This is a genomic window from Phyllobacterium sp. SL163 (genome assembly GCF_049896885.1).
Lineage (GTDB): Bacteria > Pseudomonadota > Alphaproteobacteria > Rhizobiales > Rhizobiaceae > Phyllobacterium > Phyllobacterium calauticae.
Window position 1 is genome coordinate 1 of record NZ_JAFCVE010000012.1, and the last position, 12,907, is coordinate 12,907.

Consider the following 12,907-nt stretch of genomic DNA (forward strand, 5'->3'; position numbering starts at 1 on the left):
CGGGCCTGGGTGCTGTTGGGCACGGCGGCATCGCTAACCGATCTCGGTGAGCATTTCGGCTGGGATCTCTATGCGGCGGAGGTGCGCTACCTCATCGCGCAGGAATGGGCGATGACCGCGCAGGATGTGCTGTGGCGGCGCACCAAGGTCGGCCTGCATGTCACCGACGCCCAGGCCGACGCCCTCGAAACCTTCATGGCCAAAACCGTCCAGCGCCGATCGCAATAGCAGGTGGCGGCTGGCCTCGCGGCCAGCCCATTCAGTGACGTGTAAGCGGTTGTGAATGCGCGTTTTATTTTCACTTTACATTCCTTGCCTTCGCGTTTGGTTTCGGTTATCGTTTCATCAACGACAAATGATCGCTTAGACAGCGGCTGTATCCGGTGGAACGCTAGAGTTGGGGTGGCACGTGCAAGCACGTCCTTACGGGCTCATTGTTTTCGGAGTTGATCTCGACGGCTGCGGCATTGCCCAGCCCGCCGTGGATACGGCGTTTTGCGGGGTATCCGATAGCAGGATCTGGCGTTTCTCCGATCATGAGTCTGCCGGACCAGTGCATACGCCGTCACTTCTTTTGAGCATGGCCGCCAGTCCGAAACGCGCCGTTTGCCGCAACGCAATGGCTGTTCAAAACCTTGTTTTCAATTCACCATCCGACATCCAAACCAAGGGGATCGCAATCCGTCTGGGGAGCCGGGAGGCTTGCGGTTGCGACCTCTGGCCGAGCCGAAACACCACACCGAACGCAAGAGAAGAAACAGGAGGAAAGTATGACGAAATATGTTGGATCCATTGATCAGGGCACAACCAGTTCCCGCTTCATCATCTTTGATCGAAAGGGTACTGTCATTGCCGTCGATCAAAAGGAACACGAGCAGATATTTCCCAAACCCGGCTGGGTTGAACACAACGCGATCGAGATCTGGCGCAACACGATGAGCGTCGTTGCCGGTGCGCTCAAGAAAGCCAAGCTTTCCGCATCGGATCTGGTCTCGGTTGGTATCACCAACCAGCGCGAAACAAGCGTTCTCTGGGACAAGAAGACGGGCGCGCCGCTGCACAATGCCGTGGTCTGGATGGATACCCGCACGGACCAGCTCGTCGGCCGCTACGCGAAGGACGGTGGCAAGGATCGGCTGCGCGAAAAGACAGGTCTGCCGCTTGCGACGTATTTTTCCGGATTGAAGCTGCATTGGCTTCTCGACAATGTGCCCGGCGCGCGCGCCAAGGCTGAGGCAGGAGAGGTGCTTTTCGGCAATATCGATACCTGGCTGGTCTGGAACCTCACCGGCGGCGCCGATGGCGGCATCCACATCACGGATGTGACGAATGCCTCCCGCACGCAGCTAATGAACCTCAAGACCCTGGATTGGGATGACGAGATTCTCAAGCTCTTCAACATTCCGCGCGCCTGCCTGCCGACCATCCGCTCATCGAGTGAAGTCTATGGCGAGATCAAGGCGGCACCGCTCCAGGGCGTGCCCGTTGCCGGCATTCTCGGCGATCAGCAGGCGGCGCTGTTCGGCCAGGCATGCCTCAATCCGGGTGAAGCCAAGAATACCTACGGTACCGGCTGCTTCATGCTGATGAATACGGGTGAAAAGCTCGTTCCATCGACCTTCGGCCTGCTGACAACGGTCGGCTACAAGCTCGGGGACAAGAAGGCGGTTTATGCGCTCGAAGGTTCCATCGCCATCACCGGCGCCCTCGTGCAATGGCTGCGTGACAACCTCGGCATCATCCAGACAAGCCCCGACGTCGAAGCTTTGGCCCGGACGGTGGAAGACAATGGCGACGTGTATTTCGTCCCGGCGTTTTCCGGTCTTTATGCGCCGCATTGGAAGGACAGCGCCCGCGGCGTCATTGCCGGCCTGACCCGTTTTGCCAACAAGGGGCACATCGCCCGTGCGGCGCTCGAGGCCAGCGCCTACCAGGTGCGCGAAGTGCTCGACGCCATGGTCAAGGACTCCAAGGTCGAGATCAAGGAACTGCGCACGGATGGCGGCATGACCGTCAATGAATTGCTGATGCAGTTCCAGTCGGACATTCTCGACGTGCCGGTCGTGCGCCCGAAGGTCATCGAAACCACAGCCCTCGGCGCCGCCTACGCCGCCGGTCTCGCCGTCGGTTACTGGAAATCCACCAATGACATCGTGGAAAACTGGGGTGTCGACAAGCGTTGGCATCCGGCCATGTCAAAGGCCGAGCGTACCAAGCTCTTTGCCGCCTGGAACAAGGCTGTAACCCGTTCGCTTGACTGGGTGGATTAATACATCGTCAATTGGGGGAGCTGCGCTCGTCGCAGCTCCCTTTGTTCCGTTCATCATCATTTTTAGGAGGAGGAGACTATGCATACACCATTTATCGGTGAACTATTGGGGACGATGATGCTCATCATTCTCGGCGACGGCGTCGTTGCCGGTGTTTTGCTGCAGGGTTCGAAAGCGCAGAATGCGGGCTGGGTGGCCATCACCGCCGGCTGGGCATTTGCGGTGCTCGCGGGCGTGTTTGTCGCCACATCGACAGGCAGTCCAGACGCGCACATCAATCCGGCAGTGACAATCGGTTTTGCTGTTGTATCGGGCGATTATTCGAAGATCGCGTCCTATATTCCGGCTCAGCTGATTGGTGCCTTCCTCGGCGGCGTCATCGTCTGGCTGCAATATCTGCCGCATTGGGCGAAAACATCGGACGCCGGCCTGAAACTTGCAGTTTTCTGCACGGGACCGGCCATTCGGAATACGGGGGCAAACCTTATCAGTGAAATCATCGGCACCTTCGTGCTGGTCTTCGTCATTGCCGCCATTTTCTCGAAAGCGGTTGCAGGCGCCGGCATCACCCCGGCAATCGGGCCTTACATGGTTGCCATGCTGGTCTGGGCCATCGGCCTGTCGCTCGGCGGAACCACCGGTTACGCCATCAATCCGGCCCGCGATCTTGGACCGCGTATTGCTCACGCCGTGCTGCCGATCTCCGGCAAGGGCGGCTCCGATTGGGGCTATTCGTGGATTCCGGTGGTCGGTCCTATCGTTGGTGCTATCATTGCTGCGTTCTTCATCAAGGCCCTGATTTAACCCAAGGAGGCTGGCATGAAAAAGCTGATCAACGCTCCCGACGCTGTCGTGGAGGAAGCTCTGGACGGCATGACTGCCGCCCATGGCGATCTGATCCGAGTCCACCGCAACCCCAATTTCATCACGCGGGCCGATGCGCCCGTTCGGGGAAAAACCGCCCTCCTTTCGGGGGGCGGCAGCGGTCATGAACCCATGCATGGCGGCTTTGTCGGCCGGGGCATGCTCGATGCAGCCTGTCCGGGAGCGGTCTTCACCAGCCCGACCCCGGACCAGATGCTGGAAGCATCAAAGGCGGTCAACGGCGGCGCAGGCATTCTTCACATCGTCAAAAACTACACCGGCGATGTGATGAATTTCGAAATGGCCGCCGATCTTGCCCGGGCAGAAGGCATTGACGTCGAAAGTGTTGTTATCGACGATGACGTGGCGGTGAAGGACTCGACATGGACCGCCGGCCGGCGCGGCGTTGCCACGACGGTTCTGGCGGAGAAGATATGCGGCGGTGCCGCAGAAGCCCGGATGCCGCTCGCACCGGTGGCCGATCTTTGCCGCAGGGTCAATGCCAACGGCCGCTCCATGGGCATGGCATTGTCGGCCTGTACCGTGCCGCATGCGGGCAAGCCATCCTTCATCCTGCAGGAGGATGAGATGGAAATCGGCATCGGCATTCACGGCGAGCCGGGCCGGCACCGGGTGAAGCTGGAGAGTGCGGATCGTGTGGCGGAAATGCTGCTCGAGCCCATTCTCGAGGACCTGCCTTTCAAGAGCGGCGACAATGTGCTTCTCTTCGTCAATGGCATGGGGGGAACGCCGCAGATCGAACTGTATATCGTCTATCGCAAGGCATATGAGATCGCGGCGAAACACGGGCTGAAAGTCGTCCGCAATCTTGTCGGGTCCTATGTCACCAGTCTGGAAATGGCGGGCTGCTCGATCACCCTGCTGAAACTGGACGATGAAATGGTGAAGTTCTGGGACGCTCCGGTGGTCACGCCATCGCTGCGCTGGGGCGCCTGACATGATCGGCTGAAGCCCTCTGTCCGGGTTTCGGCCAAGCTATGAAATCAAGTCCCATCCCGTTCGCGGGGTGGGACCATTGTTGTCAAAATCTATCCGGGAGATATTCAAATGGATGTGCTGTCCGTCGCAACGCTTGTCACGTGGATCAACCGTGCTGCCGATGTCTATGAGCGTGAAAAGGCCTATCTGACGGAACTCGATGCGCCGATTGGCGATAGCGATCACGGTGAGAACATGGCCCGCGGCTTCCTCGCGGTCAAAGCCAAGCTGGCGGATCAGTCATTCCCGGATGCCGCTGCTGTCTTCAAGACGGCGGCGATGACATTGCTCTCGACCGTGGGCGGCGCCAGCGGTCCGCTCTATTCGACATTTTTTCTCAGCGCTGCGGTGAAGGCGACGGGCAAGGCTGATCTTACCCTTGCCGACTGGACGGCGTGCCTGGAAGCCGCTCTTGCCGGCATCGTGCAGCGCGGCAAGGCGGCGCTGGGCGACAAGACCATGATCGATGCGCTGTCTCCTGCCGCCGATGCGCTGAAGCAGGCCGCCGGCAAGCCACTTGCCGAAGCGCTGGCCCTGAGCGCGGCGGCGGCCGAAACCGGCATGAAGGCAACCATTCCGCTCGTGGCACACAAGGGCCGTGCGAGTTATCTTGGAGACCGCAGCGTGGGCCATCAGGATCCCGGCGCGACGTCCACCCATTACCTGCTTAAAGCACTCGCCGATGTTGCCGCGGCATGAGCGGCGCGTCTGATCACGTCGCGCTCATCCTCGTTTCGCATTCCCGCATGCTTGCCGAAGGTGTCGCCGCGCTGGCGCGGCAGATGACAGGGGATACGGTCACGATCATCTGCGCCGCCGGAATGGGCGACAATGGTGACGAGATCGGCACTGACGCCATGCGTATTCTCGAGGCATTGACGGAGGCGGACCATCCGGCGGGCTGTCTCGTGCTCATGGATCTCGGCAGCGCGCTACTGTCGGCGGAGATGGCGCTGGACCTGACCGAGGGCGACCAGCGCACGCGTGTGATTTTATCGGCGGCGCCGTTTGTCGAAGGTGCCATCGCAGCTGCAGTGGCAGCAGGGCAGGGCCTGCCGCGCGCGGAGGTTGAGCGTCAGGCGGTGCAGGCGCTGCGGCCCAAGATCGAGCAGCTGGGCGGTGAGGTGTCGTCCGCGCCGGAAGCCGCACCGGCAGATGCCGGCGCGCCCGATGCCACGGCGGAGGCGGTCATTCCGGATCCGCATGGTCTGCATGCGCGCCCCGCCGCGCAGGTTGCGGCACTGGCTGCAAAATTCAAATCGCAGATCGGCATTGCCCGGGCGGAAGGCAACAAATCAGCCGCTTCGGCGGTCAGCATGATCGACCTCATGACGCTGGGCGTGCGGCAAGGCGATCGCCTCATCATCACGGCGAGCGGTGCGGATGCACAAGAGGCCGTATCGGCCATGCGCGACCTCATCCAGAGCCTGGCCGGCAAGGCCGACCCTGCAGCAGCACCGGCGCAAGTCGTTGCGAAAGGCAATGCGACACCCGTTTCTCCGGGGATCGCCGTTGGACCGCTGACTGTTCTCAAACGCCCCGTGCTTGAGGTGTCGAACGCATCCATTGCCGATCCGCAGGCCGAAATTGCCCGTCTGGATGCTGTCATTGCCTCCGTCGGCGAAACCCTAGGCAAGACGCATGGCATGGCGGGAGATATTGCGGCTGTTCAAATCGGACTTCTGGCCGAGCCTGGACTCATTCCCGCTGCCCGGACCAAAATCACCGATGAAAAATTGAATGCAACGGCGGCGGTTTCGGCGGTCTTTGACAAGGCGGCACTGGCATATCGCAGCCTTGAAGATGCCTATTTGCGTGCGCGCGAAGCCGATCTGCTCGATCTGCGCGATACAATCATCGCGGCGCTGCTCGGCCGCGCGGCGTTTGAACTGCCGGCTGGGCCGCCAGCCATCTTGCTTGCGGACGAGTTGCCGCCGTCCGTAGCGCTTGTTCTCGACCCCGCTCAGGTCCTCGGCGTGATCGAGCGGCGCGGCGGCGCGACATCGCATGCGGCAATCCTGCTGCGCGGGGCCGGTATTCCAGCCATCGCCAATGCCGGGGGACTTGTTCCGGCGGATGCGGCAACCGTTGCATTCGATGGCGCCACCGGTGCTGTTCTCTTCGATCCGACACCCGAACAAAGCGCGCCTTTCCTCACGGCGCGTGATGAAGAAAAGCTGGATGCTTCCGGCTCCCCTCTGATCGACGGCAGCATCGAAATGCGGGACGGACGCCGAATTGAGCTGTGGGCCAATGTTGTCGGCGTTGGCGATGCCAAGGCTGCAGTGAAAGCCGGTGCCTTGGGCATCGGCCTGCTGCGCACGGAAATGATGTTCCTGGACCGGCAGGAAGCTCCCGGTGAAATCGAGCAGATGCGCGAACTCAAAGCGATCTTCGATGTATTCACGGGCAAGCCGATCGTGGTGCGCACGTTGGATGCCGGAGGGGACAAGCCGGTTCCCTATATGAACATGCCCAAAGAAGCCAATCCGTTCCTCGGTGTGCGTGGCTTGCGTCTTTCCCTCGCGGAACCGGCAATCTTCCAGACGCAGCTGCGTGCGATCCTGCGTGCTGCCGCCGGGCACGATGTGCGGATCATGCTGCCCATGGTGACGCAGGTCGATGAACTGCACGCGGCGCGCCGGGCACTGGACGAGGCACACGCGGCGCTCGATGCCGCAAAAATCGATCATCGCTGGCCGATTGATCTTGGCATCATGGTTGAGGTGCCGGGTGCCGCGCTGACGGCGAAACAGTTTGCGGGAGCGGCGGATTTCTTTTCCATCGGCACCAATGATCTGACCCAGTACACCCTTGCGGCGGAGCGGGGCAATCCACGGCTTGGCACCTTTGCCGATGCCGCCCATCCGGCCGTGCTTTCCCTCATCCGCGATGTTGTCGAAGCGGCGGGAGCGACCACTATTCCGGTTTCCGTCTGCGGTGAAGCCGCAGGCGATCCCGGTGCAGCCCTGCTTCTTGTCGCATCCGGCGTGACCAAGCTCAGCATGGGGGCGGCATCCCTGCCGCGTGTGGCAAAGCGATTGCTCGGAACAGAGGTAAACCTGCAGGATCTGCGGGACCGCTGGCAGGATGCTGCTTCAGCGGCCGATATGCGGCAGATCCTTTCGGATGGCGAAACCGGCGATCAGCGTTCGACGAAACGGGCTTGAACCGTTCAGTGATGCCCGCCTGAAGCCTGGCTCCCTTCGGGTTTCCGGATAAAGAACGCCGCGACAACCGCACCCAGCGAGATAATCGCTCCGCAGAGAAACGCGGTTTTGATGCCGCCGGTCGTCGCGGTCAGAATATCGGCCCCGCCCGCGGCGAGGCTCGCCGAACGCAAGGTCATGATGGCGACAAACAGCGCCGTTCCCGCCGCGCCGGCCACCTGCTGGGTGGTGCCGATCATGGCGCTGCCATGGGAATAAAGCTGTGGCGGCAATGAACCGAGGCTGACCGTGAACAGGGGCGTGAACATGAGCGCGAGGCCGATGCTCAGCACGATATGCGCGATCAAAAGGACCCAGAAGGGCGTGTCCTGCTGCACGAAGACGAGACCCCACAGCACCAGGCTCAAGACGATGGCGCCTGGGATGATCAGCGGCTTCGGTCCGTACTTGTCGAAGAGGCTGCCGACAGTGGGCGCGCAAAGACCCATGATCAGGCCGCCCGGCAACATCAGCAATCCGGTCTCCAGCGTCGAAAGCCCGAGGACGTTCTGCAGATAAAGCGGTAGCAGGATGAAAACGCCGAACATCGACATCATCAGGATCGCCATCATCGCGGTGGAAATGGCGAACGTCCGTATGGTCAATGTGCGCAGGTCAAGCAGGGCCCGCTCCTGCTTTTGCAGCTGCAGCTGGCGCAGGAGGAAAACCGCAATGACCACTGCTCCCAGCACAAGCGGGAACCAGGGCGATACGGTGGGCGTGTGAATCGCGGCTTCACCCAGTCCGCTGAGGCCGTAGACGAAACTGCCGAAACCCACGGCCGAGAGAAAGATGGAGAGGATGTCGATCGGCGCCTTGATCGGAACCGTTACATTGCGCATGCGCAGGGTGCCGAGGGCCAGCGCCAGCAGCGCAATCGGCAGGACCAGCAGGAACAGCCAGCGCCAGTCGAGTGCGGAAAGGATCAGCCCGGAAATTGTCGGTCCGATGGCCGGGGCCACGGAAATGACAATGGAGATGTTGCCCATGGTCTTGCCGCGCGTTTCCGGCGGCACGAGATTCATGATCGTGGTCATGAGCAATGGCATCATCACCGCGGTGCCGGACGCCTGGACGATCCGTCCGACGACCAGCTCGGGGAAACCCGGTGCCAGCGCGCATACCAATGTGCCGGTGCTGAACAGCGACATGGCCAGAATGAACACCTGCCGCGTGTGCAGCCGCTGCAGCAGAAAGCCGGTGATCGGGATCACCACGGCCATGGTCAGCATGAACGCCGTGGTCAGCCACTGGGCAGCACTTGCGATTATCTTCAGATCCGCCATCAAATGCGGCAACGCCACGCCCATGATGGTTTCATTGAGAATGACGACAAATGCCGACACCAGGAGCAAGGCAATGACAAGCCTGTTGCGGGCGCTATGGTCTTGCACGGGAGACGCAGACGACGTCCCATCGGCATAGGTCGGTGTATCATGGGTCATGGAGCTGCCTTGATTTGATATGGAATCTGGGTAGGCCCGGTTCGTCCGGCAACAGAAGCGCTTGATGCGTCTCGTCTGTGATGACGAACCATCACGGGGGATTTCGACGGGTGCGATGGATTATTTTGAAATGTACATCGGCAAAGCGAGGCTCAGCATTGAACGAGGCATCGGAACAAATTCCTTGCGGACTCAAACGCGACTCATGGAAACAAGCATTCTCATTTGATTGCCCATAATGCAATAGAACGAATTCTGACAGGCTTAAATATTTGATATCATATTCCCGAACCAGCCACTTCGTGCCACTGGCGGGTATGTATGTCTTCATGTACGGCTTTAGGAATTCAATTTCACAAGTGAAACAGAAATTATAGCGATATATTAAATAGATGTCATATTTTCATGATAAATTGAATGAGGAAACCGTGCGCTTACCGACGTAAGCGCACGGTTCATTTTGCGCTGGAAGAAACTATTTTGCGAGTTTATCCCATCCATCGGCAATCGCCTTGATCGCGCCGGAGAAGCTGGTCAAATTGGTTGGAAAACGCACTTTCTCATAGGCGCTGGCCGGCAGCATTTTCGTCTTCACGTCGTCTGGCAGCGCGATGTCCCGGGTCGGATGAGCATAGCCCTGGGCGAGGAGCAGTTGTCCTTCATCGGAGAACAGATAGTCGATGGCAACCTTTGCCGCGTTCGGGTGCGGCGCGACCGAACTGATGTACTGGGCGAACAGCATTCCAACGGTTCCGTCGGCGGGAATGATGACCTTGAGCGGCAAGCCGGTCGCATCGCGCTTGGCAAAGCCGTCAAAATCATAGACCAGGGAAATCGGGCATTCGCCCTTTTGTACGGAGCCGACATTCAGGACCACGCCGTTGCGCAGGTTGCCGCTGTCGCGCAGTGTTTTGAACCAGTCGAGGCCGGGCTGCACATTGGCCTCGCTGCCGCCATTGGCATAGGCTGCGGCAAGGACGGAGGCTGTTGCATAGGTCGAGATGCGCGGATCGCGGCTGCAGACCATGTCCTTGTATTGCGGCTTGAGCAGGTCATTCCAGGTCTGCGGCAGCTCCTTCACCTTGTCCGTGTTGACGAGGAAAGCGATGGCGCCCCAATAGGACGCGGCCCAACGGCCTTCGGGGTCCTTATATTGCGGCTTTATGCTGTCCCACGAGGTATTCTTGTAGCTGGCAGCCAGGCCGTTCTCCAGCAGACGGGCGGTGAAATCGTAGCCGATATCGGCAATATCCATGACCGGTGCATCCTTCTCCGCGAGAAGGTGCGTTATCTGCTCCGCCGATGTCATGTCGGTATCGACATGCTTGAGCGCGTATTTGCTTTCAATATTGGCGAAGATGGTACCGAGATTGACCCAGTCATCCGACATGCCATAGCTGACATATTGGCCTTCCTTCTTGGCGGCGGCGAGCTTGTCGTCGGCCATCGCCGGCAGAAGCTGGGCGCTGAAGACGGCAGCGCCGATGATCATGGTAACGAGTTTCTTGGTCATGGTTTTCTCCAGAGGCGGGTTTGTTCGATACACGCCGCTCCCGCTTGCGGCGTGCATGTCGGTGTTTGCGTTCAGTGCGGGGTATCGGCTCTCGCGTTCTGGCGAACCCGCGTTGCACTCCACAGGATGGCAAGCGAAATGAGCCAGGCGAATGCAAAGCTCATGAAGGCAAGGGCGCTTGCCTGCCGGGCATCGGAACGCGTGAACTCGACGAGATAGATCGGAAAGGTCTTGAAGCGCGTGCCGGTCAGCAGATTGGCAAGGACGAACTCGGCGAAGGCCGTGGAAAAGACCAGCAGGCTGCCGTTGACAATGCCAGGTGCGATGTTGGGCACGATAACCCGCAGCAAAACCTGCGCGGGGTTGGCACCAAGGCTTTGGGCAGCCTCTGAAAGCCTGTTCGTATCCACGCTTTCAAGTGCGTTCATCACCGCGCGATACATGAACGGCAGCGTGATGATGACATAGGCCGCAATCAGAAGATTGGGCGTGTTGATGAGGGGGAGCGGCAGCTTTGAATAGAGGCGGATGAGAGCAAGCGCCAGCACCACCCCCGACAGGGAAAAGGGCACGAGCGACAGGAATTCCAGCCATGGCTTGGCCCGCGGCATGCGCGCATGGACGAGATAGGCCGCAGGCACCACAAGGATCAGCGAAACCAGAACGGACAGCGCGGATAGCCAGAGCGAATTCATCAGCGTATCGAGGAAAGCCGAGCGCGATGAAACCTTGATCCACCAGTTCAGCGTCAGTCCTTCCGGCCACAGGGTCCGGTCCCAGCGGGTTGCGACGGAAAACAGCGCCGTTGCAATGACCGGGACGATCATGAACGCGATGAAGGAACCGATGACCGGCGCCCGCCATGTGAGGGATTTCATGCTCATGCGGAACGCCTCATGCGGCGCATGAAATGCTGATAGGCAACGAGGCAGCTTCCCATGACAAGCAGGGAAAGAACCGCAAGCGCATCAGCCAGTGCCGGGTCAAGTTTCACCTCGCCGCGTATGAGGGCGGCGATCTGCACAGGGATGATATTGACGTCGGAACCGGTAAGGGTCCACGCGGTCGCATAGGCGCCGAAGGCATTGGCGAACAACAGGAAAAAACTTGCCAGCATGGCCGGCGCGAGAATGGGCAGTCCGATGCCGGTCCAATATTGCAGGCCGGAAGCGCCGAGGCATTCCGCCGCTTCCCGCCACTCCCGCCGCAGCCCCTTCAGCGCGGGGATGACGAGCAAAATGGCCAGCGGCAGCTGGAAATAGAGGTAAGCGATACCCAGGCCGCCGATCGAATAGATCCGGAAACCGGGATAGAGGTCGATACCGGCATAGCCCAGGAGGATCGTGATGAAGCCGGTTGAGCCAAGCGTGATGACAAAGGCAAAGGCAAGCGGGGCACCCCCAAAATTTGCCGTGACATTGGCAAGGGCGGTCAGCGACAGCCGGACGGTGGCGTTGGAGGATGTGGCAATGGCATAGGCGATGATCGTCCCCAAAAGAGTCCCGCCCAGGGCCGTTGCGAGCGACAATTGCAGGCTGTTGGCGAAGGCTGTGGCGACGGATGGCGTCAATGCCCGCGCAAAATTACCCAGCAGCAAGCCATCCAGCCCGCTCAAACTCGACTTCACCAGCATGAGGACCGGGAGGATTTCGAAGGCACTGACGAATGCCAGCAGCGGCAGAAGGCCCAACCAGGTGCGGTTGAGCTTTCCCAACCCAATCCTCTTCACGGCAGCACCACCACCGTGCCGTCACGCGCCACGATGACGTCGCCGTCAAACAGGGAACAGACCTGCCGCGCTACCTCGTCGTCATCCGTATCCGGATAGAGATGCGTCAGCAGAACGCGTTTTACCCCGGCAGACGCTGCGAGCCGGCCAACGCCATCGGCCGTGAGATGATCCGCCGTAACAAAACCTGTGGGGAAGGAGCACTCGCAGGCGAAAAGGTCTGCCTTGCGGGCCAGTCCGGCAAGGGCGGCGCTTTCGATTGCATCGCCGGAATAGACAAAGACCCGGCCATTGGCTTCAAGCCGGAATGCCAGGCTGTTGTCCGTGTGGCCGGTCAGTGCTGTTTCGATGACAAAGCCGGGAAAATCATGCCGGCCGGCAGTCAATTCGACGATATTCAGTTCGTAGTTTTCCGGCTCCGTGCCGTCGAACAGGTTCATGATGCCGGCAACGAAATCGCTCAAACCCTTGCAGCCCAAGAGGGTGAGGGGTGTCGTGCGGGTCCAACCGGGTGTGGCATTGAAAGCCTGCAGCAAGGCGATGAGATCGAGCACATGGTCCGAATGCAGGTGGGAGATAAAAACCTTGTCGAGGTCGCGATAGCTGCACCCTGCCGAATGCAGGCGCGCCAGCGTTCCCGCGCCCATATCAAACACCAGCCGCTCATCGGCGATATCAACGAGGTAGCCGGATGGGCTGCGGTTGGCGCAGGGAAGGACGGTGCCTGCTCCGAGTACTGTCACGTGCATGATTCATTCCTGGTAGCATCCTGTCCTTGGCACAAAGAGATTGCTTGGATAGGATTTGTTTTTTATTACGAAACAGTGTTTACTATTAACACGTGTCTGTTTAATGACAGGGAGGAGGAATTGTGCGCA

General features: G+C 59.9%; 11 protein-coding genes. 6 read left to right on the forward strand and 5 right to left on the reverse strand.

The features are described from left to right. The 6 genes from ACP7B1_RS22700 to ptsP all read left to right on the forward strand — a co-directional run. Positions 1–228 (forward strand): glycerol-3-phosphate dehydrogenase C-terminal domain-containing protein (locus tag ACP7B1_RS22700; RefSeq protein WP_426137269.1); only part of this gene is annotated, 228 nt, incomplete at its 5' end. Positions 229–770: 542 nt separating this feature from the next. Then, a complete protein-coding gene (glpK, locus tag ACP7B1_RS22705; protein ID WP_346305877.1) occupies positions 771–2,270 on the forward strand; it encodes a glycerol kinase GlpK in 1,500 nt (499 codons plus the stop codon). A 78-nt stretch (positions 2,271–2,348) separates the two neighbouring features. Then, entirely contained in the window at positions 2,349–3,074 is a 726-nt protein-coding gene (locus tag ACP7B1_RS22710; protein ID WP_223615868.1) for an MIP/aquaporin family protein, read from the forward strand. A gap of 15 nt (positions 3,075–3,089) precedes the next feature. After that, positions 3,090–4,091, forward strand: a complete 1,002-nt coding sequence (dhaK, locus tag ACP7B1_RS22715; protein WP_223615867.1) for a dihydroxyacetone kinase subunit DhaK — start codon at positions 3,090–3,092, stop codon at positions 4,089–4,091. A gap of 111 nt (positions 4,092–4,202) precedes the next feature. After that, positions 4,203–4,832, forward strand: coding sequence for a dihydroxyacetone kinase subunit DhaL (gene dhaL / locus ACP7B1_RS22720; protein WP_346305878.1), 630 nt, complete (start codon positions 4,203–4,205; stop codon positions 4,830–4,832). Further along, positions 4,829–7,303 carry a phosphoenolpyruvate--protein phosphotransferase gene (ptsP, locus tag ACP7B1_RS22725; RefSeq protein WP_346305879.1) on the forward strand — a complete coding sequence of 825 codons (2,475 nt, stop codon included), beginning with the start codon at positions 4,829–4,831 and terminating at the stop codon, positions 7,301–7,303. The genes dhaL and ptsP overlap by 4 nt, the downstream gene beginning before the upstream one ends. Positions 7,304–7,308: 5 nt before the next feature. Here the strand turns inward: ptsP and ACP7B1_RS22730 are convergent, their stop codons facing one another. The 5 genes from ACP7B1_RS22730 to ACP7B1_RS22750 all read right to left on the reverse strand — a co-directional run bounded on the left by ACP7B1_RS22730 (position 7,309) and on the right by ACP7B1_RS22750 (position 12,778). Then, the gene (locus ACP7B1_RS22730) at positions 7,309–8,787 is read right to left on the reverse strand and encodes an MDR family MFS transporter (protein WP_346305880.1); all 1,479 of its coding nucleotides are present in this window, start codon (positions 8,785–8,787) and stop codon (positions 7,309–7,311) included. A 475-nt stretch (positions 8,788–9,262) separates the two neighbouring features. Beyond that, on the reverse strand, positions 9,263–10,300 hold the full coding sequence (locus ACP7B1_RS22735) for an ABC transporter substrate-binding protein (protein ID WP_346305881.1): 1,038 nt from the start codon (positions 10,298–10,300) through the stop codon (positions 9,263–9,265). A gap of 71 nt (positions 10,301–10,371) precedes the next feature. Then, positions 10,372–11,184, reverse strand: coding sequence for an ABC transporter permease (locus ACP7B1_RS22740; RefSeq protein ID WP_346305882.1), 813 nt, complete (start codon positions 11,182–11,184; stop codon positions 10,372–10,374). After that, on the reverse strand, positions 11,181–12,014 hold the full coding sequence (locus ACP7B1_RS22745) for an acriflavin resistance protein (RefSeq protein WP_346305883.1): 834 nt from the start codon (positions 12,012–12,014) through the stop codon (positions 11,181–11,183). The genes ACP7B1_RS22740 and ACP7B1_RS22745 overlap by 4 nt, the downstream gene beginning before the upstream one ends. Positions 12,015–12,025: 11 nt before the next feature. Beyond that, complete coding sequence (locus tag ACP7B1_RS22750; protein ID WP_346305884.1) at positions 12,026–12,778, reverse strand: ribonuclease Z; 753 nt, start codon at positions 12,776–12,778, stop codon at positions 12,026–12,028. Positions 12,779–12,907 lie beyond the last annotated feature (129 nt).

Bases quoted from the DNA above. Each gene is read 5' to 3' on its own strand.
- glpK (WP_346305877.1), top strand. From the start codon at position 771: ATGACGAAATATGTTGGATCCATTGATCAGGGCACAACCAGTTCCCGC.
- ACP7B1_RS22710 (WP_223615868.1), top strand. From the start codon at position 2,349: ATGCATACACCATTTATCGGTGAACTATTGGGGACGATGATGCTCATC.
- dhaK (WP_223615867.1), top strand. From the start codon at position 3,090: ATGAAAAAGCTGATCAACGCTCCCGACGCTGTCGTGGAGGAAGCTCTG.
- dhaL (WP_346305878.1), top strand. From the start codon at position 4,203: ATGGATGTGCTGTCCGTCGCAACGCTTGTCACGTGGATCAACCGTGCT.
- ptsP (WP_346305879.1), top strand. From the start codon at position 4,829: ATGAGCGGCGCGTCTGATCACGTCGCGCTCATCCTCGTTTCGCATTCC.
- ACP7B1_RS22730 (WP_346305880.1), bottom strand. From the start codon at position 8,787: ATGACCCATGATACACCGACCTATGCCGATGGGACGTCGTCTGCGTCT.
- ACP7B1_RS22735 (WP_346305881.1), bottom strand. From the start codon at position 10,300: ATGACCAAGAAACTCGTTACCATGATCATCGGCGCTGCCGTCTTCAGC.
- ACP7B1_RS22740 (WP_346305882.1), bottom strand. From the start codon at position 11,184: ATGAGCATGAAATCCCTCACATGGCGGGCGCCGGTCATCGGTTCCTTC.
- ACP7B1_RS22750 (WP_346305884.1), bottom strand. From the start codon at position 12,778: ATGCACGTGACAGTACTCGGAGCAGGCACCGTCCTTCCCTGCGCCAAC.